The 23,891-nt window shown below is 60.7% G+C and carries 21 protein-coding genes; 18 read left to right on the top strand and 3 right to left on the bottom strand.

What is annotated here, in order from left to right; genetic code table 11:
- The 4 genes from H5U38_02000 to H5U38_01985 all read left to right on the top strand — a co-directional run.
- On the top strand, window positions 1-687 hold a 687-nt coding region (locus H5U38_02000), incomplete at its 5' end, for a phosphomethylpyrimidine synthase ThiC (GenBank protein MBC7185785.1).
- Between the two features lie 3 nt (window positions 688-690).
- Window positions 691-1,248 (top strand): phosphatase PAP2 family protein, encoded by a 558-nt coding sequence (locus tag H5U38_01995; GenBank protein ID MBC7185784.1) that lies wholly within the window; start codon window positions 691-693, stop codon window positions 1,246-1,248.
- 413 nt (window positions 1,249-1,661) lie between these two features.
- Entirely contained in the window at window positions 1,662-2,255 is a 594-nt protein-coding gene (locus tag H5U38_01990) for a septal ring lytic transglycosylase RlpA family protein (protein MBC7185783.1), read from the top strand.
- 128 nt (window positions 2,256-2,383) lie between these two features.
- Complete coding sequence (locus H5U38_01985; GenBank protein ID MBC7185782.1) at window positions 2,384-2,584, top strand: cold-shock protein; 201 nt, start codon at window positions 2,384-2,386, stop codon at window positions 2,582-2,584.
- Window positions 2,585-2,677: 93 nt separating this feature from the next.
- On the opposite strand, the gene H5U38_01980 is transcribed toward H5U38_01985, so the two are convergent.
- From H5U38_01980 to H5U38_01970, 3 genes are read right to left on the bottom strand one after another with little or no spacing between them, the layout of a single operon-like run.
- Window positions 2,678-3,406: a nucleotidyltransferase family protein gene (locus H5U38_01980; GenBank protein MBC7185781.1), complete on the bottom strand. Its 729-nt coding sequence runs from the start codon at window positions 3,404-3,406 to the stop codon at window positions 2,678-2,680.
- Complete coding sequence (locus H5U38_01975; protein ID MBC7185780.1) at window positions 3,403-3,810, bottom strand: hypothetical protein; 408 nt, start codon at window positions 3,808-3,810, stop codon at window positions 3,403-3,405. Before H5U38_01975 ends, H5U38_01980 begins: the two co-directional genes overlap by 4 nt.
- Window positions 3,811-4,827: a phosphotransferase gene (locus H5U38_01970; protein ID MBC7185779.1), complete on the bottom strand. Its 1,017-nt coding sequence runs from the start codon at window positions 4,825-4,827 to the stop codon at window positions 3,811-3,813. It lies immediately after the preceding gene.
- A gap of 532 nt (window positions 4,828-5,359) precedes the next feature.
- Here H5U38_01970 and H5U38_01965 point away from each other — a divergent pair.
- The 14 genes from H5U38_01965 to H5U38_01900 all read left to right on the top strand — a co-directional run.
- Window positions 5,360-7,774, top strand: coding sequence for a T9SS type A sorting domain-containing protein (locus H5U38_01965; protein ID MBC7185778.1), 2,415 nt, complete (start codon window positions 5,360-5,362; stop codon window positions 7,772-7,774).
- 26 nt (window positions 7,775-7,800) lie between these two features.
- Window positions 7,801-11,358 (top strand): hypothetical protein, encoded by a 3,558-nt coding sequence (locus H5U38_01960; protein MBC7185777.1) that lies wholly within the window; start codon window positions 7,801-7,803, stop codon window positions 11,356-11,358.
- 51 nt (window positions 11,359-11,409) lie between these two features.
- Window positions 11,410-12,450 (top strand): L-threonine 3-dehydrogenase, encoded by a 1,041-nt coding sequence (gene tdh, locus H5U38_01955; protein MBC7185776.1) that lies wholly within the window; start codon window positions 11,410-11,412, stop codon window positions 12,448-12,450.
- A 26-nt stretch (window positions 12,451-12,476) separates the two neighbouring features.
- Window positions 12,477-12,857, top strand: a complete 381-nt coding sequence (locus tag H5U38_01950) for a holo-ACP synthase (GenBank protein ID MBC7185775.1) — start codon at window positions 12,477-12,479, stop codon at window positions 12,855-12,857.
- A gap of 240 nt (window positions 12,858-13,097) precedes the next feature.
- Window positions 13,098-13,346 (top strand): acyl carrier protein, encoded by a 249-nt coding sequence (locus tag H5U38_01945; GenBank protein ID MBC7185774.1) that lies wholly within the window; start codon window positions 13,098-13,100, stop codon window positions 13,344-13,346.
- A gap of 88 nt (window positions 13,347-13,434) precedes the next feature.
- Entirely contained in the window at window positions 13,435-14,679 is a 1,245-nt protein-coding gene (gene kbl / locus H5U38_01940; GenBank protein ID MBC7185773.1) for a glycine C-acetyltransferase, read from the top strand.
- 60 nt (window positions 14,680-14,739) lie between these two features.
- On the top strand, window positions 14,740-15,942 hold the full coding sequence (gene kbl / locus H5U38_01935) for a glycine C-acetyltransferase (GenBank protein MBC7185772.1): 1,203 nt from the start codon (window positions 14,740-14,742) through the stop codon (window positions 15,940-15,942).
- 37 nt (window positions 15,943-15,979) lie between these two features.
- Complete coding sequence (gene ptsP, locus H5U38_01930; GenBank protein MBC7185771.1) at window positions 15,980-17,743, top strand: phosphoenolpyruvate--protein phosphotransferase; 1,764 nt, start codon at window positions 15,980-15,982, stop codon at window positions 17,741-17,743.
- A 105-nt stretch (window positions 17,744-17,848) separates the two neighbouring features.
- Entirely contained in the window at window positions 17,849-18,430 is a 582-nt protein-coding gene (locus tag H5U38_01925; GenBank protein ID MBC7185770.1) for a sigma-70 family RNA polymerase sigma factor, read from the top strand.
- 36 nt (window positions 18,431-18,466) lie between these two features.
- A complete protein-coding gene (locus H5U38_01920; protein ID MBC7185769.1) occupies window positions 18,467-18,940 on the top strand; it encodes a zf-HC2 domain-containing protein in 474 nt (157 codons plus the stop codon).
- 7 nt (window positions 18,941-18,947) lie between these two features.
- Window positions 18,948-19,493, top strand: a complete 546-nt coding sequence (locus tag H5U38_01915) for a periplasmic heavy metal sensor (protein MBC7185768.1) — start codon at window positions 18,948-18,950, stop codon at window positions 19,491-19,493.
- Window positions 19,494-19,526: 33 nt separating this feature from the next.
- Entirely contained in the window at window positions 19,527-20,045 is a 519-nt protein-coding gene (locus H5U38_01910; GenBank protein ID MBC7185767.1) for a Spy/CpxP family protein refolding chaperone, read from the top strand.
- Window positions 20,046-20,598: 553 nt separating this feature from the next.
- On the top strand, window positions 20,599-21,840 hold the full coding sequence (alr, locus tag H5U38_01905; protein ID MBC7185766.1) for an alanine racemase: 1,242 nt from the start codon (window positions 20,599-20,601) through the stop codon (window positions 21,838-21,840).
- Window positions 21,837-23,891 (top strand): M20/M25/M40 family metallo-hydrolase (locus H5U38_01900; GenBank protein ID MBC7185765.1); only part of this gene is annotated, 2,055 nt, incomplete at its 3' end. The genes alr and H5U38_01900, both read left to right, overlap by 4 nt.

Raw genomic sequence — 23,891 nt, 5'->3', positions numbered from 1 at the left:
AACCCTCTGTACGAGCATTTCGACCGATTACTCGCCTTGGCCAAACGCTATGACATCACCCTTAGCTTAGGGGACGGCTTTAGGCCAGGGTCTCTGGCGGATGCCACAGACCGCGCGCAGGTGCAGGAGCTCATCACCCTCGGTGAGCTGGCCAAAGTCGCCTGGGAAGAAGGGGTGCAGGTGATGATCGAAGGCCCGGGTCACTTGCCGCTGGCAGAGGTGGAGGCGAATGTCTTGTTGGAAAAGAAGCTCTGCCACGGAGCACCATTCTATGTGCTTGGGCCTTTGGTGACCGATATCGCGCCGGGCTACGACCATATTGTCTCGGCGATGGGCGGTGCCATTGCCGGCGCGGCAGGAGCCGACTTTCTCTGCTATGTGACCGCGGGCGAACACCTGCGCTTGCCCACCGTGCAGGATGTGCGCGATGGGGTCATCGTCACGCGCATTGCCGCCCATGTGGCCGACATTGCCAAAGGGATCCCTGGGGCCGCCGAGTGGGACAAGGCGATGGCGAGGGCGCGCAAAGCCTTGGACTGGGAACGGCAGATCGCGCTCGCCATTGACCCCGAGACAGCGCGACGTGCGCGCCAAGAATGCCCACCTGAGCAGAATGACGTCTGCACGATGTGTGGCGAGTACTGCGCGCTGAAACTTGTTACTGAGGCCCTCGGCCAGAAGGACTGACCAGTGATGCCCCACTGGGCCCTGCGGCTGGACGTAGCCATCTTCTACCTGGTCAACGTGCGACTCGCAAGTCCCCAGTTCGATGTCATCATGCCTTTTCTGACCGACATCGACAACTGGCGGATGGTCATTGCCCTGGGGTTGCTTGCACTTCTGATTTTTGGGGGCAAGAAGGGGAGAATTGCCACCCTGTTGCTCATCGTCACGGTCACGATCACTGACCAGACCAGCAGCACGTTGCTCAAGCCGCTCGTTGAGCGCGCCCGGCCATGCAACACGCTTCCTGGGGTGCGCCTCTTAGTTGATTGCTCCGGTGCCTTTTCTTTCCCTTCCTCACATGCTACCAATCTTTTCGGTGCAGCCTTCCTCCTCTCTCGGTTCTATGCCGCTCCTTGGCCTATCTTTTTCACGATAGCCACTCTGGTGGCCTATTCGCGCACCTACGTGGGCGTCCACTATCCATCTGATGTGCTCGGCGGTGCCCTCCTTGGGGTGCTCTGCGCCTGGCTGGTCACTGCGGCGACGCGCCCCTTGGTCTCTCGCCTTTTGCGACGGCGGTAGCCGCTTCGCCCCTTCTCTCATCCGGCCATCAAGCCCCACAAGAAGCTGAACTTCTCCCGACGGCCTTCCCGACCGCGAGCAGCCAACCAGCCTGGCCCTTCAACATGTCGTTGCCCATGCCCACAAACTTCACAATATGTTGATATTTTGCTTGACATTTTGCAGGGAATTCGTTATATTTCGCGCAAACGGTGGGGAACACCAGTAGGGCCCACGAAGGGCAGCTGGACAGGGACGAGGTGGATGGTGCTCCGAGCCCGGGCAAAGAGGGAGCGGCGGGGCCGGAGCACATGAGCGGCGGCGCACATGGTGCGCCTGGCGTTGCACTGGAGAGGTGAAGCGAACGGGGATCGGCTGGTGGTGGTGGAGAGGACGTCAGTCCTCGCTGGGAAAGGTGAGGGGTAGATCCCGTCATGAAAGCGCAAGAGAGGGTGCAGAGAGCCACACGTGGCCTCGTCGTGGGAGCAGGTGTAGTTCTGGCCGTGCTCATCTGGTCGTGTACACCGGCCCCCAGAACATATTGGCCCCAGGCCAACGGCGGCGAGCGGCCGTACCGCGGGGGCCTTTTTGGCCCCAGCCCAAGCAAGAGTAGGGTACAGGAGGGGTACTGCTCGTACGTGGGGAAGGAACTTGAGGGTAAGCGGATGAGTAACGGGGAGCCCTACGACCCGCTGGAGATGACCGCCGCACATCGTAATCTCCGTATTGGCACCGTCGTGAAGGTGACCAACATGAACAACGGGCGAAGCGTACGTGTGGTCATCAAGGACCGCGGCCCGTGGGTTGCCAGCCGCCTCATCGACGTCTCTTATGGTGCCGCGCACCGGCTCGGCATGGTCTCCCAAGGGGTCGTGCCGGTGACGGTAGAGGTCATTGGGGACATCCGCGACCCAAACGTCACCGTGGACGAGCGCCTCGCGGAGGCCACACCGAGGCAGTCCGAATGGTTGGGGAAGGCAGTGCAAGGTTTTGAACGACTCGTCGATTGGGTGTTGAACAAGAACTGATTACCCCGAGCGCGCGAACGTGGGTAGTCAGGGTGACGACGCGCTCACCTGGATAGCCTGAAGAGGAGAAGACGCTCTTGCTGTTCAAGAACTTGCTGAAGCGGACATTTCACAGGAGTGAGCACCGTATGGAAAAGGGCAAAGTGAAGTGGTTTAGCAAGACCAAGGGCTACGGCTTTATCACCCGCGAAGGGGGCGGAGACGTCTTCGTGCACTACAAGGCCATCGTGGGCGAAGGATTCAGAGCCCTGGAGAAGGACCAGGAGGTTACTTTCGAGATCGAGGAGGGACCTAAAGGACCACAGGCCGCCAACGTACGGGTCGTATGAGCGATCTTCAGCGCCACTTGCGGCCTCGGCAACGCCGAGGCCGTTTTTTGTTACAGACCTCCTGAGGACAGCGTCTCAAGCCCGCGATACTGGCTATGTCCACCAGCGGTGCAGCTTCCCTTCCAGAATGGCCTGTTCAGCTGCGGCTAAGGCCTCCTTTTTTCCGAGGTCCCACCACGCGGTGCTGCCAAGGTCGTAGCCCAGAATCGAATGCTCTGGGCAGACGCGCACTTCTGCGTCGATGATGGAGAATGGCGGCTTCTCGCAGAGGAGGCTGAGCAGAGTCGGAGATATCACCTGAACACCGTTGTAGCCGACCCATCTTACTGGGCCCTCGGGTTCTCTCGCCAGGGGGTACCCCTTTCGGCCGCATAGCCTATCGGAAGCGTCTATGGCCAAAGCTCTTGAAGTGGGCCTCTCCTGGACGGCCAGCGATGCCACCGCTTCGCGGCAGCGATGGAAGGCGAGGAGATCGGAGAGATCCATCTCCGAGAGGATGTCCACGTTGTGCAGAAAGAAAGGTTCGTCGCCCGCGAAGAACCAGGCTGCTTTCTGCAAACCGCCGCCCGTGCCGAGGATCACCGGCTCAAACGAGAACTCGATGCGAATACCGAAATTCCGGTGTGCGCGAACGTAGTCGACAATCATCTCTGCCAGGTGGTGAACATTGATGATCACTTGGTCAACGCCCACCTGGATCAGACGTTGTAGGACGATTTCCAGCAGCGGGGTGCCGCAGAGTTCCACCAGGGCCTTCGGGCGATGCTCAGTGAGGGGCCGCAGACGTGTGCCCAGGCCAGCCGCAAGAATCATTGCTTTCATTCCTGGGCCTTTTCCAGAGTCAGGTGCCGAATTTCCACGCTCACGCCAGCCTGCTGCAGGTGCGCGGCCAGCGATTCGGCGCAAAAGACCGAGCGATGTTGTCCCCCTGTGCACCCGAACGCCACCATCAAATGCTCAAAGCCGCGCGCTGTGTAGCTGGCAACTGCCATGTCGACAAGGGCGAAGACATGGTGCAGAAACTGCTGCACCTCAGGGCGTCCTTCCAAGTAGGCCCTCACCTCTGTGTTGAGGCCGTTCACTTCGGCAAAGGCTGGGTCGCGACCCGGATTGGGCAACAGCCGACAGTCGAACACAAACCCGCCGCCGTGCCCGTAGGGGTCCGCGGGGATATCGTCGCGCAAGTAGCTGAAGCTCACGATGTACACCCTCAGACCACCGGCCATTCATGTCCCTCGCAGCTCGACATCTTTCACCAACTCCTCGTACACCCCGCGCAAGGTCGGTAGCTGGCGCAGAATGGGAAGGTCCATTTCCAGCATCAACTCGAGATTGCGGATCGCATAGGGCACGCTGCGGAAAAAGTGTTTCTTGCCCTTGACGACGCTGAGATACCCGTAGGCTCCGAAGGCCTGCATCATCCTAATCAGGACAAAGCCGTAGAAGTAGTGCAAGAAACGTTCGCGGTCGATGGGCGCGAACTGCTGCACCCAGTCCAGATAGTGCGCCAACAACTCCTGGCGGACCGGCTCTGGGATGTTCGCCTTGGCATCGTAGAGCAAGGAGGCGACATCGTACTGCAGCGCGCCTCGCCTCCCGGACTGGTAATCGATGTAATAGGGCACCCCGTCGAGGATCATCACGTTGCGCGATTGAAAGTCGCGGTACATGAAGTAATCGCGCGGTTCCTCCAAAAGGAAGGCGCGTAGCTGGCGAAAATCGCGCTCCAGGGCGGACCAATTGAGGTCACCTTTGTAGAAGACCTCCAAGAAGCGATGTCGGAAATAGTGGAGGTCCCACGCCATGGAGTCCTCGCCGAACTCTCGGTGTTGATGGCAAAGATTGTAGTCTATGCTCTTTCCGGCTACGATCTGAAACAGCGGGAGGTCCTCCAGTACCTTGCGGTACATTGCCACAATGCGAGGCGAAAAGCCTTCCTTCTCCCGAATGTCGACCATCCAGTCAAAGAGCGTCCAGTCGCCGAGATCCTGCTCCAAGTAAACCCCCTGGGAGAGGTCTTCCGCGTAGATGGCGGGGACGCGAAGACCATAGTCTGCAAAGTGGCGGCTGAACTCCAAGAAGGACTCATTGAGGGCGTGGTCTTGGCTCCAGATGCCAATCACCGACTGCATGTCGTCGGCCAGTCGGAAGATGTGGCGGTCTGAGCCGTCGCCCTTGAGCTGTACGATCGTCAGCGGCCGCCGGCCGTAGGTTCTCTCATAGAGTCGGGCAAGCTGTTCCATACGCTCTTGTCTGGTTTCTCTCTGCGAATTGGCGCCGGCAAATCTATGCATTTCTCGCCAAGAATCAAAGTTTTTTTTCCGAGCCGCTGCCATTCCGTGCTTGGACAGTCGCGGTCCTTCATGATGAGGAGCGGCATGTGGCCTGTGCCCTTCCTCAAAGACCGCAGGGACAATCCGCTTGACAATGAGAGCGGATATCAGTATATTTTGCCACGAAAGAACGAGCGTGTGGTTGTTGCCATCAACCTCTAAGGATGCGCGTGCTGGGTGGAATTGGACTGGTCCTTTCTTTCTGTCCTTCTTGCTCCCGATGCGGTCGAGGCGCAGGTGAGCCTCGCGTCTGGGATCCCCCGGAGCCTCTGCAGGCCTGCTACACCAAGACCTTTCCTCGAAACCATGATCTCCAGCGCCGCGTTGACCCTGCGGCAAGGGTTCTGGTCCTGGCGAAAGTCCCTGGTGGCATTTTGGGGTGGTAGCGTTGGGCACGGGCAATACCCAAAAGGAAGGGGAGAGGGCCAAGCGGGAGACTGTTATGCGACGTACGAGAGAGACGAGGTGGCTCTTAGGGTTGGGCGCGTTGCTCACGCTGCGCTATGGCCTATTGTTGGGGCAGGTGGTGCCGATCATCGACCTGCACCGCAACGACCAGACCGGCATGCCCAAAGCGCCTTACGCTGAGGGAACGCAGGTCACCGTTACCGGTATCGCCACGGTGGGATCTGGCATTTATGGTGGCAATCTGGAGATCTTCGTTCAGGACAACACTGCAGGGGTGTGCGTGTTTGGCCTCAACGACGCTACGCGCATCGAGCTCGGGGATAGCCTCACAGTCACAGGCGTGGTCAAGTCCTACTACGGTTTGACGGAGATCTACGGGTTTCCAACGCAGCCGCTGCAAATCACCATCCACGGATCCGGGTTCCGCGTACCGGACCCTCTGGTGCTGACCTGCTGGGATGTGGCCAACTCTTTCTTCGCGGACGGAAGCGAACCGAACGAGGGGAGGTTGGTGCGTGTCAACCGCGTGACCTACACCCAGACCGGCCTCTACGGCGGTCCCATTTCCGACGGCACCGGCTCTTGCGACCTCTTCATCGACAAAGACACCGGTATTCCCCACCCCACTGGGGTTTTCGATGTCGTGGGCATCCTCAGGCAGTATGACCAGACTTCCCCCTTCACCTCCGGCTATGAAGTATCGCCGCGCTACCGAACCGACATCATCATGACCAGCGGTCCGCAACTGGTGCGCGACGCGACGGAGACAGATATCGAGCCTTACAGTGTGACGATAACTTGGGAGACCGATGCCCCGGCTTCCAGCCTGGTGCGCTACGGCAGGACGGATGAGTATGAGCTGGGTAGCGTCGGCGATAGCAGCTTGGTGACGCAACATGCAGTCAGACTGACCGGCTTGGAGCCGGCCACGTTCTATCATTGCCAGGTTGTTTCCACCAACGTCACGGGGACCACTGCGGGAAGGGACCTGCTCTTCAGCACGGCTTCGCCTCCAGAGTGTACAGGACAAATCATCGTCTACTTCACGAAAAGCGTCAATGCGGCCTACGCGAGCGCCACGGTGGCCAACGGAGAGGTAGACTTGGCACAGCGCCTGGCCGAGCGCATTCAAGCCGCGCAGTACTCCATTGACTTCTGCTTCTACAATCTCACCCACGCCCTCGTGGCCCAAGCATTGGTAGCAGCCAAGCAACGCGGCGTGAGGGTGCGGGTGATCACCGAGCGCGATAACCGCAGCACCCAGATCGCCGACCTGGTAGCCGCTGGCATCCCTGTTATTGATGACACTTATGGCAGTAACGACGGCTCTGGGTATATGCACAACAAGTTCGCCGTGTTCGATTACTGGGACAAGAGCAGCGCCGCCGATGACTGGGTCTGGACTGGCTCCTACAATGCCAGCTACGCAGGGGTGAGCAGCAATGCCGAGAACGCCGTGGTCGTGCAGGATCAGGCGCTGGCTGCTTGCTATACCGCGGAATTCGACGAAATGTGGGGCGGAGAGAACAGCACCCCCAATTCTGCAACTGCCCGATTCGGCTCGCGCAAGACGGATAACACCCCCCATTGGTTCGTGATTGGCGGCAGGCTGGTGGAGCAGTACATGAGCCCTTCTGACCGCACCACCAGCAAGATTATCGCTGCCCTCAACACGGCAGAAGCTTCCATTTACTTCTGCATCTATTCCTTCACACGGTCGGATGTCGCAGAGGCGATGCAGGAGAAGTGGTACGGCGTGCCCGGGTTCAAGCTGAAGGGCGTGTTCGACAGTGGCGAAGCTCGTGACGCAGCCTCCCAGTTTGGCAACATGGCGGGGACTGGTCCCTACCCTTGGTCGCCAAAGGCCGATGTCTGGATTGACTTGGAGGGCGGCCTGCTGCATCACAAGTATGCCATTGTGGATGTCTACGCGACCGCAAGCGACCCACTGGTTATCACAGGCTCGCACAACTGGACCAGCAGCGCCGAAAGAAGCAACGACGAAAATACGCTCATTATCCACGACGCTGACATTGCCAACCAGTATCTTCAGGAGTTCGCACAGCGTTACCGCGCCGCTGGCGGACGCGATGACCTGCGTACCTTGGTTGAGCCTGCTGTCGCCAACGCCACGTCTGCAGTCCCTGGAGAACTGGAGCTCTCTCCCTTTTACCCGAATCCGTTCAATCAACGCGCGCGCGGGCTGGTGAGGGTCCCTGGGCAGCGCAACGGCCCCTCCTCGCCTCCAGACCGTGTGCTGGTGGCCATCTACGACGTGCGGGGGCAGCGAGTCGTCACCCTCCACGATGGTCCGATCGCTGCGGGGGAACACGAGCTGACGTGGGAAGGCACGGACGGCCAGGGCAACGCAGTGGGCTCCGGAGTCTACTTCTGCGTGCTCGAGGCCGGAAGAACGCGCGCAGTCCAGAAGTTGAGCCTGGTGAAGTGAGCGCCTGTCATACCCCTGAGGAGCGTATGCGGACGAAGAGCGCAGTGGGTGCGCTGACAGTTGTAGCGTTCGTGCTCTTGGCAGCCTGCTCAGTGCACGGAGGAGAGTATCGCCACACGGTCACATTTTCTGAAATGGAAGTGGCACTTGAGAACGTGCAAGGCTTTACGCGGGTGACCATGAAGGGGTGTGAGCTCACTGAGGAGGTGGGGGAACCACAGCTTCCGGTGCGCGTGGTCCGCTTGGCATTGCCGCCCGGGGCGCGGGTGTTGAGTCTCGATGCTTCGGCGTCCGATGCTCAGGAGCTTGCCTCCGGCGTGACCGTTTTTCCCGCGCAGCCGCCGTACCCCTACTCGCACACGCAGGCGATTCCCTTTGTCGGCCCAAAGGCGGAAGCCTACGCGAGCGTCGAGCCGTACCCAGCTGTCGAAGCTCAGTTCTTGGGCCAGGGGGTATTCGCAGGGATGACCATTGCGGAAATAGCCGTCTACCCGGTCGCCTTTGTGCCGGCGCAGCATCGGCTCCTCTTGCGGCGTGAGGTCCTGCTGACCGTGCGCTTTGACGAGGGTAGTTCAGCCCACGATCTGGACGAGGAGGGCCTCTCGCTCCTTGCCACGCTTGTGGACAATAGAGAGCAGGTTGACCGGCATAGGGCTCTCGCATTGGCCAAGCGGGCGAAGGCCCCTGCCGAGGTGCACGAATACGTTATCATCACACCTCCGGCCTTCAAGGACGCTTTTCAGCCCTTGGCTGACTGGAAACGGCAAAAGGGCTTGGCAGCAACAATCGTAACCACTGAGGAGATCTACAGGACCTACGTCGCCAAGGACAACGCGGTTCGCATCCGCGAGTTCCTCAAGGCGATGCGTCCCGTGTGGAACATCAGGTGGGTCCTGCTGGGCGGCGATGTGGATCAGGTGCCTTATCGGACGGCTTACGCCATGGACTGTCTGCAAGGGGCGAAAGCAAATGCGATCCCCTGCGACCTGTACTTCTCCGACCTGGACCGCACATGGGATGAGAATAGGTCTCTGGTGTACGGAGAGGTGGCCGATAGTGTGGACCTTTACCCCGATGTGTTTGTGGGGCGGGCGCCAGTGAACAACGTCGCGCAAGTTCAGGCGTTCGTGCAAAAAGTCCTTACTTACGAGCGATATCCACCGTGCGACTACCAGACCCGGGCCCTGTTCGCAGCCGATGTGCTGTGGGATAACCCGTACACCGATTCTGGCCTGGGCAAAGATCTAATCGATGAACTCTATGTGCCCGCGCGGTTCGAGATAACCAAACTCTACCGCTCTCGGGGGAACGAGAGCGTGCAGTCGGTCGTGAGTGCGCTGAATCGGGGGATGAATCTGGTCAACCATGACGGGCACGCGTTCACCACGGTCATGGGGGTGGGCGACGGCTATTTGCAAATTGCAGACATGGACAGGCTTGCTAATGGTCCGCGCTTTTCGGTGCTCTATTCCATTGGCTGCTACCCGGCCAATTTTGAAGAAGACTGCATCGCCGAGCATTTTGTCCGCAACGCGCGAGGGGGAGGTGTCGCTTTCATCGGCAATTCGCGCTATGGATGGGGATCACCGGGGAACCCCAAATACGGCTACTCTGACAGGTTTGACCAGCAGTTCTTCCGCTTCCTCTTTCAGGAGGGTGTGACGCGCGTTGGCCAGGCCATTGCCATGGCCAAGGCCTACTACGCGCCGTTCTCTCGGCAGGAGAATGTGTACCGCTGGTGTCAGTACGAAATCACTCTTCTGGGCGATCCAGAGATGCCCATTTGGACCGACGTACCCCGTGAGTTGACCGTGGACTGCCCGCCGATGGTGCCCAGAGGAGAGCAAGAGTTCGCGGTGCGGGTGCTGGACGGCGGACAGCCCGTGGAAGGCGCTGCGGTCTGCGTCATGGCCGGAGCCGAGGTCTACGAGCGGGGGAGCACCGACGCCGCAGGCCTGTTTGTCGCGCCTATCGCCCCCAGCTCGCCACTCGATTCGATCACCGTCACGGTCACGGCGCAGAACTACTTGCCGCGGGTGGTCACGACTCCTGTGCAGAGCGAAGGTCCTTACGTGCTCTACAAGGGCTACCGACTCGAGGGCGCATCAGTCGCCGATGGTGCATTCGAACCCGGTGCGCAGGTAAGCCTGGAGGTGGAGCTGGCCAACCGTGGCACGGCACCCGCGTTGGGGGTGGAGTGCGTGCTGAGGCCGCAGGGCCAGCTCGTGACCGTGTTGGACAGCACCGCGAGCTTTGGCGATCTACCCTCTGGAGCTTCGTCCTACCCCGTGCCGCCCGGCAGCGGCTTTATACTGCGTGTGTCTGAGCAGTGTGGTCATGGGGACGCGATAGGGCTTTCCCTCATCGTGACCGATCGCGAGGGCCGCTCCTGGCACAGTGCCTTCAGCGTGCCGATTGCTGCGCCCCTGTTGACCGTGGTCAGTGCGACTCCGTCGGACGGTCGCCTGGGAGATGGCGATGGCGTCCTCGAGCCGGGCGAAACCGTCGACCTGGAGGTCGCCGTGGTGAATCGCGGCTCGCGCCAAGCGCGTGGCGTCGTGCTGGAGTGTGAAGCGGGGGGAGAGGCTGTGCAGGTGCTTACCTCTCGCCGCGAGTTAGGGAGTGTGGGGATCGCCGACACTATCTGTGTGCCAGTGGAGCTGCGCGTTGCCCCAGGAGCGGTTGAGCCGTCTTTTCCGATGTTGGCTTTTCGCTTGCTCACCGAGGGCGGGCAGGTCTTCACTGCCTCTGCCACCGTCATTGTCGGCGCCACAGGTTTCCACGACGACGTGGAAGCGCCGCTTGCCGGATATGTGCATGGCGGGGCTCGCGACCTGTGGCACGTTTCCAGCCGGCGCCAGCACTCCGGGCGCTACGCGTGGTATTGCGGCCAAGAGGATTCGGCGCGCTATCTCCCGAACATGTACACCGCGCTCATCACGCCCGAGTTCCGTGTTCCGCCTGCCGCTACCTTGAGCTTCTGGGCCTGGTATGACGTGGCGGTTTACTCAGAGCCTGGATTCCGCGGCGATGGCCTCTATGTGCAGATCCGCGACAAGAGCCGATGGGTGCTTCTCGATTTCATCGGCACTGGCGGCGCCCTTGATTCGACCCTCATGGGCAATGATTGGCTCCCGTACGCCTATGACATCTCTTTCCTGGAGCCCGGAACGCTCACTGCCCTCCGTTTCCTCTTCGAGAGCGACCCGGCAAAAGAGTACGAGGGGGTCTATCTGGACGATATCGTGGTTGCACCTGGCCACCTGATTACTCCTGTGGTCGAGAAGCCAAGTGCGGCCTCTTCAGTTCTGTTCGACCTCCAGGGCAACTACCCGAACCCCTTTAACCCGGAGACCGAGATTACCTGCGTTGTGGGCCAGCACGCCCGGGTTGTGGTGGGCATCTATGACCTCAGCGGCCGCCTCGTGCGGCGGCTTCTGGACGACGAACTGCCGCCGGGAACGCACAAGCTGCGGTGGCGTGGCGACGACAGAAACGGCAACGCGCTGCCGAGCGGAGTCTACTTCTGCGTGATGATTACGCCAAGCGGACGGATTGTCCGTAAGATGACGTTGCTCCGCTAAGGAGCTGAGCCCTATGCGGGCCACAGAGAGCAAAGCTGGAAGGGAGACTGCATGGCACAGAAGATGAAAGCAGTGGTGAAGACGAAACCAGGCCCGGGGGCCGAGTATCTCGAAGTGGCTATTCCACAATGCGGGCCGGACGAAGTGCTTGTCAAGGTACACGCCACTTCGATCTGTGGCACGGATTTGCACATCTACGAGTGGAACGAGTGGGCAGCCAGCCGTATCAAGACGCCGCAAATCATGGGTCACGAACTGGCGGGCGAAGTGGTCGAGGTGGGCAAGAACGTCCACTCCGTGAAGGTGGGCGACAGGATTTCTGCCGAGACGCACATCCCTTGTGGGCATTGCTACCAGTGTCGCACTGGGCGTATGGCGATATGTCGGAACATGAAAATCTTCGGCGTGGATCGCGACGGGGTGTTTGCCGAGTACGCAGTGGTACCGGAAGTAGACGTGATCAAGAATGACCCGGCGGTGCCCTATGAGTTTGCCTCGGTGCAGGAGCCTTTGGGCAATGCCGTGGACACTGTCCTTTCTGAAGACGTGGCCGGCAAGACAGTGGCAGTGATGGGCGCGGGCCCGGTGGGCCTGTTCGGTATCGCTGTGGCGCGCGCTTCTGGGGCCTCGGCCATCTATGTGACTGAGGTCAATGATTACCGACTCGACCTTGCCCGCAAGCTCGGCGCGACCAAGACCTTCAACCCCCGTACCACCGACGTCGTGGCTGAGATCATCGAAGCCACCGATGGCAACGGGGTGGACGTTGCCATCGAGATGTCGGGCAACGCGGAAGCACTGCGCCAGGCCCTGAAAGTGACCACTCCCGGCGGCCGAGTCTCCATTCTGGGTCTGTACAACGGCAATGTCACGCTGGATCTCAACAATGATGTTGTTTTCAAGGCACTGCGAATCTACGGAGTGACCGGCCGCACCATGTTCCAGACCTGGTACAAGAGCGCAGGTTTTATCAAGAGCGGCCTCATCGACCTGAGGACGATCATCACCCACACCTTTCCGCTGGCGGAGTTCGCCAAGGGGATGCAGCTCATGGCAGAGGGTAATTGCGGCAAGATCGTGCTCCTGCCGTAGGTGCCGAGCTGGTGGAGGGCCAGCCAATGGTCGTTGGCGTGGGGATTGATATCATCGAGATCGCGCGGGTGGACGAGCAAGTGCGGCGTCATGGCGAACGGTTCTTGAGCCGCGTGTTTGCCCCGGAAGAAGTGGCCTATTGCGAAGGCATGGCGCATCGCGCGCAACACTACGCAGTACGATTTGCCGCCAAAGAGGCCACTTTCAAGGCCCTCGGCACCGGCTGGCAGGATGGCTTGTCGTGGCAGGACGTGGTGCTGGTGAATGACCATCGGGGTAGGCCCTCGGTGAACCTGCGCGGCAGAGCCCAAGAACTCGCCGCGCAGCAGGGGGTAACCAAGGTGCACGTCTCTGTGTCACACTCGAAGGAGTTTGCTGCAGCGGTAGTGCTCCTGGAGAGGGGATAGCAGTTTGGGCGATTGAGTGAAGTGCCGACACCGGCTGCGAGGGGCCGAAGTGTTGTTGTTGCCAGTGGCTTCCTGGTCCCCCCAGCGGTTTGCGCAGGCGATGAGTGGGAGCGAGTGGCCGAGGCCCTTGCCCTGGGCAGGAGGGCGAAGACGTGGAAGGGGCCGGTGCTTTCGAGCCGAGACAGACATGCGATGACTCGGCGCTCTTGACGGGTGGCGAGGTAAAGGAAGGGAATTGCCATGGAGGAGATGAAGAAGCTCATCATCGACTTTATCAAGAAGGAGTACCTCGATGAGGCCGACGACACGGAGATCACCGAGACGACCCCTCTGATCTCCGGTGGGATCGTTGACTCTTTCTCGATGGTCTCGCTGAAGACCTTTCTGGAGAAGCAGTACAACATCCAGATCCCAGACGCCAAGGTCACCCCAGAAACGTTCGACACCGTCAACGGCATTGTTTCTTTGGTGAACGAGCTGCGAGGTTAGGCGGGAGAAACCACGACCGACGCCGGCACGCAGGGGTGATGATGCACGAGGAAAAAGGGCACCAATTCGCTTGGTGCGGGAGGTCGATGTGGCATACGGCAAAGCGCGCGACTACTATGGGCAGGAGCTGGCCAAGATCCGTGAGGCCGGTCTGTACAAAGAGGAGCGCTACATCTGTTCCCCCCAGGGAGCCGAGATCAAGGTGGAATTCCCCAAGGGGGCGCAGACACGCGAGGTTATCAACTTCTGCGCCAACAACTACCTCGGCCTGTCCAGCCATCCGCGCATCTTAGAAGCGGCGCGCCAGGGCCTGGAGGAGCGCGGCTACGGGATGTCCTCGGTGCGCTTCATCTGTGGCACTCAGGACATCCATCGGCAGCTGGAAGAGAAGTTGAGCCACTTCCTCGGGACGGAGGACACGATCCTTTTCGCCTCCTGCCTGGATGCTAACGCCGCCGTGTTCGAAGCTCTGCTCGGCCGCGAAGATGCGGTGATCGCCGACAAGTTGGTGCACGCCTCGATCATTGACGGCATCCGCCTGTGTAGTGCCCAGCAGTTTGTGTACAAGCACCTCGACATGGAGCACCTTGAGGAGAAACTCCAGGAAGCACAGGCCTGCCGGTTCCGCATGATTGTCACCGACGGAGTGTTCTCCATGGATGGCGACATCGCGCCCCTGGACCGAATCTGCGCGCTTGCCGACAAATACGACGCCATGGTGATGGTGGACGATTCTCATGCTACCGGTTTCGTCGGCAAGACTGGTCGTGGTACCCACGAGTACTGCGGGGTCATGGGCCGTATAGACCTCATCACCACAACCTTAGGCAAGGCCCTGGGGGGTGCATCGGGCGGGTGCGCCAGTGGCCGCAAGGAGCTGGTCGAGATGCTCCGTCAACGCGGGCGTCCTTACCTTTTCTCCAACACTGTGCCACCGGTAATTGTTTCGGCAGGGCTGGCGGTGCTCGATCTGATCTCCGAGACGACTGAGCGCCGGGACAAGTTGGAGAAGAATACGCTGTACTTCCGCCGCCGGATGAAGGAGGCTGGATTCGACATCCGCGAGGGTGTACACCCCATCGTGCCGATCATGCTCTACAACGCCAAGTTGGCCCAGAACATGGCGCGCGACCTCTACGAAGAGGGCATTTACGTGGTCGGGTTCTTCTATCCGGTGGTGCCTCAAGGTCAGGCGCGCATCCGCGTGCAGATTTCCGCTGACCACGAGCAAGCGCATTTGGACCGGGCCATCGATGCCTTCATCAAGGTTGGCAACAAGTACAACATTCTCGGCAAAGGAAAGAAGGAAATCATCGAGATGTACGGGATGTGAGGCTGCACCACAGGGGATGCCCGCACATTCCGCAAGAAGACTCAGCACGGAGGGAGGGTAATGTACGAACAACTGCGTTCGATTTTGCAGAAACGGCTTGCCGAAGTGAAAGAGTCAGGGCTGTACAAGGAGGAACGCATAATTACCTCGCCGCAAGGGCCGCAGATCCGCGTTCGCCCGGGCAAGGAGGTGCTGAACTTTTGTGCGAATAACTATCTCGGTCTGTCAAGCCACCCGAAGGTGATCGAGGCTGCCCACCGCGCCCTCGAGGAACGCGGCTACGGCTTGTCTTCGGTGCGCTTCATCTGCGGCACCCAGGACATTCATCGCGAGCTGGAAGAGCGGATTAGCGACTTTCTCGGCACCGAGGACACCATCCTTTACTCCTCGTGCTTCGACGCCAACGGTGGGTTGTTCGAGACGCTGCTTGGGCCGGAAGATGCAGTCATTTCCGACTCTCTGAACCACGCCTCCATCATCGACGGGATCCGCCTGTGCAAAGCGGAGCGCTACCGCTACCAACACAACGACATGGCTGCTTTGGAGGAGGCGCTGGTCCAAGCGGGCAACGCACGCGTCAAGCTGATTGCCACCGATGGCGTGTTCAGCATGGACGGTGCTATCGCCAATCTGCCAGCCATCTGTGATCTGGCGGAGCGCCACAACGCCGTGGTCATGGTGGATGACTCCCACGCGACGGGCTTCCTTGGCGCCCGTGGCCGCGGCACGCCCGAATATCATGGCGTACAAGGGAGGGTGGATATCATTACCAGCACCTTGGGCAAGGCCTTGGGGGGTGCTTCCGGCGGCTTTACCTCCGGGAGGAAGGAGATCGTCGATGTGCTGCGACAACACTCGCGGCCGTATCTCTTCTCCAACACCCTTTCGCCGGTGGTTGTGGGGACGTCCCTGGCAGTGCTGGATCTCCTTTCGGAGGTGGATGAATTGCGCGCGAAGCTGTGGCGCAACACTGCGTACTTCCGGAGCGAAATCGCCCGCCTCGGTTTTGATGTGAAGCCAGGAGAGCACCCCATTGTGCCGATTATGCTGAGCCGCTTTCCCAATGATGCGCAGTTGGCGCAGGTGATGGCCCGGGACCTCCTGGAGGAAGGGATCTACGTGGTGGGGTTCAGCTACCCAGTGGTGCCCAAGGGCGAGGCGCGCATTCGCGTCCAGATCTCGGCTGCTCATGAACAGGAACACCTCGACCGCGCGCTGGAGGCCTTTGCCAAGGTCGGCCGCCGGCACGGCGTGATTCAGTAGCGCCCGGGTGAGCCCCAAAGGACCATTGTGATGCAAGATGGCTGGTGAACGCCACATCCGCCTGCGCGGGCTGCCGCTCTCTCCCGGCTTGGCCATTGGTCACGCCTGCCTCATGGGCGAGCGACTTGCCATTCCGCAGCGCACTCTTGCTCCCGGAGAGGCAAGCCAGGAGCTGGCACGGCTGGAGGCTGCCCTGGCCCAAACGCGCCGTGAGCTGCTGGACATTCGCGATGGCGTAAAGAAAGAGCTGGGCCCTCGCGAGGCGGAGATTTTCGAGGCCCACCTCTTGTTTCTTGATGATCCCTACCTGAAGCGCGAGGTAGAGCAGAGGCTCTTCGGGGAGCGCAAAGGCCTGGAGCAGGCCATCGCCGAGGTGATGGAGGAGTCCGAGCGCCTGCTCAGCGCCGTGGAAGATCCCTATTTGCGGGAGCGGGCAATCGACGTGCGCGACGTGGGCACCCGCATCTTGCGCCACCTGTTGGGCCGTAGCCAGCAGGACTTTTTCGCTGCTCACGATGAAGTCGTTGTTGTTGCCGACGAGCTGACGCCCTCGCAAACAGTGGGGCTCGACCGCCGCAAGGTGAAGGCCTTTGTCACCGAAAGAGGCGGGGCTACGTCGCACGCTGCCATTCTGGCCAGAACCATGGGTGTGCCGCTTGTCTCGGGCGTAAAAGACGTGCAGCGGCGAATGGCCATGGGTGACCGACTTATCGTTGATGGCTATCGTGGCCAAGTCGTTATCAATCCCACCGACGATGACGAGAAGGCCTACCGGGAAAGGCGCGCTCTGTTGGACGGCACTGCCCGTGAACTGGCAGAGCTTGCCACGCTGCCTTCGCAGACCGTCGACGGCGTGCACGTCGCCTTGATGGCCAATGTGGGGACGGTGGCCGACGTCGAGTGGGCCATGCAGACAGGCGCCGAGGGGGTCGGGCTTTTCCGCACCGAGGTCCTGTTTCTGGATCGCGACTCCTTCCCTCCGGAGGAGGAGCAATTTGCCGTTTATCGCCAGGTGGTGGAAATGGTGGCGCCGCGCCCCGTGGTCATCCGCACCATCGACATCGGCGGCGACAAGTTCGTGCGGGCCCTGCCTGGTCTGCGTGGCGAGGCTAACCCGTACCTCGGACTGCGGGCGGTTCGTCTCTCCTTAGAGCACCCGGAGATGTTCAGAGTCCAATTGCGCGCGGTACTGCGCGCGGCAGCGTTCGGTTCCGCCGCCATCTTGGTGCCCATGATTTCGTCAGTGGACGAAGTCAGGCGCGTCAAGGCCCTCTTGCGCCAGGCGGAGGAGGAAGTGCGGGCCGCGGGCCTCCCGTGTGCAGAACGGCTGCCCTTGGGAGTGATGATCGAAATCCCCTCGGCCGCGCTGCTGGCGGAGGCCTTTGTGCGAGAGGCGGACTTTGTGAGCGTGGGTACCAACGACCTGATCCAATACACTCTGGCCGTAGACAGGAGCAATGAACGGGTCACCAACCTCTACGATCCCCTCAATCCAGGCGTCCTGCATCTTCTGAAGCGCGTCGCGGAGGCGGCTGCCGCGGCTGGCAAAGAGGCGAGTCTGTGTGGCGAGATGGCGGGCGACCCGATCTACACGGAGTTCCTCGTCGGTTTGGGTTTTCGCAAGCTCAGCATGAGTCCGCACTTTATCCCCGAGGTCAAGCGCGTGGTGCGCGCCGTGGATAGCCGCGAAGCGGCCGAGCTGGCCGAATGCGTGCTTGGTTACGTTACCTCCGCCGAGATCCGTCGCCTACTTCTGCGCTCCCTAAGGCGCAAGAAACTATCCGGGGTAGTGCTTCATTGATCCTCCCTTGCCGGCTGCCTGCGGATTCTTTGGCGCGACGCAGTTTTTCGCGGGCTGGTGTGTTCAAACAGTGTGCGTGATTACGGTGTGCAGGACGTTAACACGATGGACGATGCGGCTCTGGTAGAGCAATTCCGCAAGGGCGATGTTGGCGCCTTTGAGGAGTTGGTGCGTCGTTACCAGGACAAGGTCATGGCTACCTGCGTGCGCATGCTTGGCAACCATGCCGATGCCGAGGATGCTGCCCAGGAGGTGTTTGTCAAGGTCTACGACGCCTTGCCGCGTTTTGACCCCCGCGCAAAGTTCTCTACCTGGCTCTACCGTATCAGCATGAACCACTGTTTGAATGTTCTGCGGGCGCGGAAGGTGAGACGGTTCTTTTCGCTGCAGCGGACAGAACCCGAGGCCGACGGCTACCTGCCACCGGCACAGCGTGACCCTGGCCCTGGTCCTGACGGCGCAGTGGAACAAGAGGAGCGAGGGCGCGCGTTGTGGAAGGCCATCGACTCTTTGCCGGAGAGTCAGAAGGTCGCCACGGTCCTCGCTCGCTTCGGGAACCTGTCCTATGCCGAAATCGCCGAGGTGATGGAGACGACGGTCTCCGCCGTTGAGTCGATTCTGCACCGAGCCAAACGCCGACTGTACCGAGAGCTTTCGCATCTTTTGGAGGAAGGGCCGCAAGTTTGACCCTCGGCCGGTGTTATAAGGCATGGAGTGCTAACGATGACCTGTAAGAAAGTACAACGTCGCTTGTCAGCATTCCTGGATGGGGAGCTGACTGAGGAGCTGGCCCGCGAAGTGAATGAGCACGTGAGCCGATGCGCGGTGTGTGCCGGCGAGTTGGCACGCGTGCAGAAGGTGTGGCAGCTTCTGGGCAGCTTGCCGCCGGTACAAGCACCGCCGTTCTTCGCCACGCGCGTTTTGGCGCAGGTGAGGGCACGACGCCGGAGCCTGCTGGAGCGGCTTGGCGAGCTGGCGGTGGCGCGGCCGTTGCTCCCCATGGCGGTCTCGGTGGGCATTCTGGCCGGCGCGCTTCTCGGCAGCTGGCTGGGCAGTTGGATCACCGGCGGCTACCGGCATGGAAGTGAGACGCTTGTCACTCAGGTCGCCACCGAGTTCGAGAGCTTCGACGATTTGCCTCCTGGTTCGCTGAGCGAGGCATACGTCACTTTGGCCTCGGCGAACAACATCAAATAGGTGGACTATGCGCAATCGATGGATGCTTGTCGCACTGGTGTTTTCCCTGACGGTCAACTTGGTGGCCTTGGTGACTTTGGCGGTGTTTTGGTTTTCCAAACCGCCGCAGAAGCCCGTGCCGCAGGCTCGCTGGAGAAGCGAAGGCCGGCCACGCTTCCACCCGGAAGAGGACGAGGTCGTGACCAAGATGGTACGAGAATACTTGGAGAAGGCCCAGAAGGAGAAGATGAGCCTCCGTGCGGCGCGGCTGCAACTGGCGGAGCTCTTACGGCAGGAGAAGCCCGACACGGCCAAGATAATGGCCATCATCGACGAGCTCGCGTCACACCAGGCCGAACTGGAGCGCCTCACGGTGCGGCACCTCTTGGCACTGAAGCCAAGGATCGGTAAGGAGCGTTTGGATTTCTTGATTCGTATGTTTGAGGAACGGGCCATGGAGCACAGGGGGATGATGCGCCCACCAAGGGAACCAGTTAGCTCACCGCCTCAGGGAGGGATCCCGGGAACTCCTGAGGGAGGGGAGCGGACGGTTCCACATCAGCGTTGTCGGTAAGCAGAAAGTAGAGACGAAAGGAGGTTGTTCACCATGAGACACACCCTCAGCATTGCAGCGGCGGCGCTCCTTGTGCTGTCTGCGCTGCTCACAGGGCAGCCCGCATTCAGCCAGGAGAAACCTGCCGAAGGCCCGGGGCTGGCAGCGATGTATTGCCACATCCCGAACCTCACGGATGAGCAGAAGCAGAAGATCGAACAGCTGCATCAGGCCTTCCTTAAGGAGATCCAGCCGTTGCGCAACCAATTGCGCTCGGAGCGTTTTGCCTTGATGTCGCTGAAGACGGCCAACAATCCCGACCAGAAGGCCATCAACGCCAAGATCGACGCTCTGGCGAAGCTGCGCGCGGACCTCGAGAAGAAGCAGGTAGCCCATCGCCTGCAGATCCGTAACCTGCTCACTGATGAGCAAAAGGCGGTTTTCGACGCCCGCCCGGGATGTGGCGCTCGCTGGATGAAAGCCCATCCAGGCTTTGGCAAGGGACACCCTGGCCCCATGGGACACCCTGGGATGAAGCCAGAGCGATGTCCGATGCACGGACCAGAGAACTGAGTCTTGCCCTCGCTTTGACAAGGGGAAGGCACTTGCCTTCCCCTTCTTTTTTCCACACCGCAAAATCCGTTGGCAATCCGTGGAAAAAGTGCTATATTTGCCGTCCGAAGAGCGAAGCCTCACTGCGGGCCACGTCGCCTTGGTGCGACCGACCTCTTGCTGTGGATTGGCGCTGGCCCTCGGCGACTCTTGTTCCTTGATTGCCGGCGGGACACCGCGCCGGTCGGCGGTTAGGCGACAGTTCCGGGCGATGCATGCTGGTTGGCGCACGCTGGAGCGGTTCGCACCAGCCGAGACCGCAGGCCGTCGCAACAGGTCTCGGCTGTTCATGCCATTGCGGGCTGAAGTACGTGTTCTTGCCCACACATGGCAAGGCGCAGTTTCACCCAGTTTGTTGCAGCAGAGGCGGCCTGGCCGTGTTCGGCCTGGTCGCACCTAATCCTTTGCGCCGTTCGTTTCCCGGGGATCTGCCAGCAGTGCAGGACGCAAGGGGATACATCTGTCTCTGGGACATCAGTCTTGAGTGAGGTCGTGTCGGAAAGGACCACTGTAGATGCACAGTAACGCACTTCGCGATCTCCGTCCGGCTTGGGTTGAAGTCGACTTGGATGCCATTGCCCACAACACCCGGGCTGTCAAAGGGCTGCTGACGAAGAGTAAGCTTCTGGCAATTGTCAAAGCCGACGGCTATGGCTGCGGCGCCGTGCAGGTGGCGCGGATCATGGTGGCGAACGGTGCCGATAAGCTGGGTGTCGTCCTCCTGGACGAGGCAATCGAATTGCGGCGGGCGGGAATCCAGGCGCCGATTCTCAATGTCGGCGGCATCCTGCCTGAGCATGCGCACCTGGCGGTGGAATACGACATCGAGCAGGCGGTGACCAGCACTGCGGTAGCCGAGGCGTTGTCCGGTGCGGCACTCGCTGCAGGGAAGCAAGTGGCGGTGCACCTGAAGGTTGACACCGGCATGAGCCGCTGGGGTGTGCGGTTCGACCAAGCGCCGGCCTGGATTGCGCAGGTGGCCCGTTTGCCCGGCCTGCGGTGCGAAGGCGTGTTCACCCATTTTGCCATGTCAGACGCCTTGGACAAGAGTTTCACCGAACTACAGCTCTGGCGTTTTCAGCAGGTGCGGCGGCAGGTGGAGGCGCAAGGGATTCACGTGCCCACCTGGCACGCCGCCAACAGCGGCGCCATCTTAGATCTTCCGCAAGCACACCTGGACATGGTCAGATGTGGGCTCTTGCTCTACGGCTACTATCCCTCTCCAGATGTCAACATGCCGCTTGTCCTCAAGCCGGCCATGGCGGTGAAGGCCAGGATCATGCAAGTGCGCTCCATTGCACGCGGCGACACAGTTGGCTACGGGCGCCGCTACATGGCCGAAGGGCAGGAGCGCATTGCCGTCCTGCAGATCGGCTATGCGGATGGCTACGATCGCGGCCTGCGCAACGTGGGAACCGTGCTCATCAGAGGGAAGCGCGCGCCCATCGTCGGAGGCCTCTGCATGGATGCCTGCTTCGTGCGCGTGGATGCGGTGGGCGAGGTGCACGTCGGGGAGGTCGTGACGTTGATGGGAAGGGATGGCGAGGAGGAGATCTCGCCGCATGACATCGCTGATGCCATTGGTTCGGTGTCATATGAGGTCATGGCACGCTTTGGCTCACGGCTGCCACGAGTCTACCTGCGTGATGGCCGGCCAGTCAGCGTGAAGTCGCTGGTCACTGGTTTCAAAGAGGCGGGCCTAAATGGTGACGAACAGGGACCAGCCACAGCAAGATCCCAGGAGGAACTCAGATGAAGCGGAGTGCGTCGGTTGTGCTTTTCGCAGTGCTGCTACTGGTGATAGCGGTGCACACGCCGCAAAGTCAGCAACCCGTGCTGGTGGTGGTGCGCACGAGCAATTTTCAGCAGCTCACTGAAGTGGCCACTTTTGTCCCTTATCATTTTGAGGATGACCTGGCGTTCGGCGAGATTGACCGGGGAGCTCTCGCCGACCTTCAGCGAAAGGGGATCCGCTGCGAAGTCGTGGACGAAAGCGGCTGGAGCGGTCAGTACTATGCTGTGGCAGAAGGAGTGCGGGGGCCGAGCCTAAGTGCGCTGCCCAAAGGGCGGATTCTCTACACTCGCGATAAGCAGGCTCTGGTGAAAGCGTCGCCAGATGAGGCTCTGGCTCTCGCTCTCGCTCATGCAGGCTACAGCCTGCAGCAGATCAGCCGTGTTCCCAAGCCTGTGCCGCGACCGGCGGCTCCGGGAATCTCCCTCGTTCCCGGCACTTTTGACTCCACTATTGCCAACATCATCGCCGAAGTGAGCGCCGATACACTGCAGCGCTGGGTGCAGCGTCTGCAGGACTTTCGCACTCGTTACACCTACTCCGATTCGATCCGCAAGGCGGCGCAGTGGATCTACGACCGCTACGTGGCACTGGGCTTCACCGATGTGGAGTACGACACCTTCTACATTTCCGGCGTCCCTCACCTCAACGTCATCGCCACCAAACAGGGGCTGATCTATCCTGACAGCGTCATCATGATCGGCGGGCACTATGACTCGATTGTGCTCGGTTCTGGTGCCAATCCGTTCGTGTGGGCGCCGGGTGCGGATGACAACGCTTCCGGCACCGTGTTGGCGCTTGAGGCTGCAAGGGTGCTGGCCAGTCACAACTTTGAGGCCACGCTCAAATTTGCTGCCTGGGATGCCGAGGAGATTGGGCTGGTGGGAAGCGAGGCCTATGCCCGGAAAGCCTACCGCAGCGGTCAGCCGGTCTCTTTCTACCTGAATGGCGATATGATCGGCAACTACAACCCTGCTGCTCCGCCGCGTGACGTGGTCATTTACACGGATGCGACCTCGCGGCCATTTGCCGAGCTTGTTGCCGAGATGTTCCGCACTTACACTTCGCTTGTGCCATCCATCCCCGGAAACAGCGGTGGCAGCGACCATCGCTCTTTTCAGGTGTGGGGGCAACCGGCCATCTTCGTAGCCGAAGGCGACTTTAGCCCTCATTGGCATCAACCGACCGATGTTACCGGCAACATGGATTTCCCCTACATGCAGGAAGTGGTGCAAGGTAGCATCGCAGCCATTACCACCCTTGCCGGTCTTGCCGACAATTTTGGCGACGTGCCCTTTGTCAAAGTCGTAGCATTTTCCGTTGACGACGATGCGATTGGGGGGAGCCAGGGCAACGGTAATGGTTACGTGGACGCCGGAGAAAAGCTGGAACTTAGACTCAATGTGCGGAACTTTGGCAACCGACCGGGGCAGGGTGTCTACTGTAAGGCGCGCAGCGAAAATCCTCGCGTGCAAGTGGTGGTGGACAGTGCCTACGTTGGCGACGTACCAGCCGGGGCAGTGCTTCAGAGCCAAAGTCCGGTCATCATCGCCCTGTCGCCGGCACTCACCTCTGGGCAACGGGTGGAGCTGCGGGTGGTGACGCGCGACGCTGCCGGCGGCATATGGTCCGACGTGCTGAAGATGCTCGTCACCATGCCGGAATTCACCTACGTGGCGCAGACCGTGCAGGAAGGCACCGGAAACGCCGATGGCAAGATCGACCCGGGTGAGAGCTTTACCGTGGCGGTTTCCCTGAAAAACAGCGGGTTGCGCCCGGCGCAGCAGGTAGAAGCCGTGCTGCGGACCGCCTCCCCTTGGATTACCATCGAGGACAGCCTCGCCGCATATCCCGATATCGGGGTAGGGCAGGTGCGCGCGAACTGGGCGGATAGATTCACGGCACGGGTGGCGCCGGATGCTCCCCCTGCGATCGTAGCCTTCCAGCTTGAAGTGCGAGAAGGAGGGGGCTTTTGCCGCGCCACTCTCCCACTGCACATTGCTGTTGGGCAGGGT

It is taken from the genome of Calditrichota bacterium, from assembly GCA_014359355.1.
Taxonomy (GTDB): domain Bacteria; phylum Zhuqueibacterota; class Zhuqueibacteria; order JANLFK01; family Oleimicrobiaceae; genus Oleimicrobium.
Note: the sequence above shows the minus strand (reverse complement) of the source record. Positions and strands in the feature narration are given on the sequence as shown.

Excerpts from the sequence above, each read along its gene's own strand:
- H5U38_01990 (MBC7185783.1), top strand. The coding sequence starts at position 1,662 with ATGAAAGCGCAAGAGAGGGTGCAGAGAGCCACACGTGGCCTCGTCGTG.
- H5U38_01985 (MBC7185782.1), top strand. The coding sequence starts at position 2,384 with ATGGAAAAGGGCAAAGTGAAGTGGTTTAGCAAGACCAAGGGCTACGGC.
- H5U38_01980 (MBC7185781.1), bottom strand. The coding sequence starts at position 3,406 with ATGAAAGCAATGATTCTTGCGGCTGGCCTGGGCACACGTCTGCGGCCC.
- H5U38_01975 (MBC7185780.1), bottom strand. The coding sequence starts at position 3,810 with ATGGCCGGTGGTCTGAGGGTGTACATCGTGAGCTTCAGCTACTTGCGC.
- H5U38_01970 (MBC7185779.1), bottom strand. The coding sequence starts at position 4,827 with ATGGAACAGCTTGCCCGACTCTATGAGAGAACCTACGGCCGGCGGCCG.
- H5U38_01965 (MBC7185778.1), top strand. The coding sequence starts at position 5,360 with ATGCGACGTACGAGAGAGACGAGGTGGCTCTTAGGGTTGGGCGCGTTG.
- H5U38_01960 (MBC7185777.1), top strand. The coding sequence starts at position 7,801 with ATGCGGACGAAGAGCGCAGTGGGTGCGCTGACAGTTGTAGCGTTCGTG.
- tdh (MBC7185776.1), top strand. The coding sequence starts at position 11,410 with ATGGCACAGAAGATGAAAGCAGTGGTGAAGACGAAACCAGGCCCGGGG.
- H5U38_01950 (MBC7185775.1), top strand. The coding sequence starts at position 12,477 with ATGGTCGTTGGCGTGGGGATTGATATCATCGAGATCGCGCGGGTGGAC.
- H5U38_01945 (MBC7185774.1), top strand. The coding sequence starts at position 13,098 with ATGGAGGAGATGAAGAAGCTCATCATCGACTTTATCAAGAAGGAGTAC.
- kbl (MBC7185772.1), top strand. The coding sequence starts at position 14,740 with ATGTACGAACAACTGCGTTCGATTTTGCAGAAACGGCTTGCCGAAGTG.
- ptsP (MBC7185771.1), top strand. The coding sequence starts at position 15,980 with ATGGCTGGTGAACGCCACATCCGCCTGCGCGGGCTGCCGCTCTCTCCC.
- H5U38_01925 (MBC7185770.1), top strand. The coding sequence starts at position 17,849 with ATGGACGATGCGGCTCTGGTAGAGCAATTCCGCAAGGGCGATGTTGGC.
- H5U38_01920 (MBC7185769.1), top strand. The coding sequence starts at position 18,467 with ATGACCTGTAAGAAAGTACAACGTCGCTTGTCAGCATTCCTGGATGGG.
- H5U38_01915 (MBC7185768.1), top strand. The coding sequence starts at position 18,948 with ATGCGCAATCGATGGATGCTTGTCGCACTGGTGTTTTCCCTGACGGTC.
- H5U38_01910 (MBC7185767.1), top strand. The coding sequence starts at position 19,527 with ATGAGACACACCCTCAGCATTGCAGCGGCGGCGCTCCTTGTGCTGTCT.
- alr (MBC7185766.1), top strand. The coding sequence starts at position 20,599 with ATGCACAGTAACGCACTTCGCGATCTCCGTCCGGCTTGGGTTGAAGTC.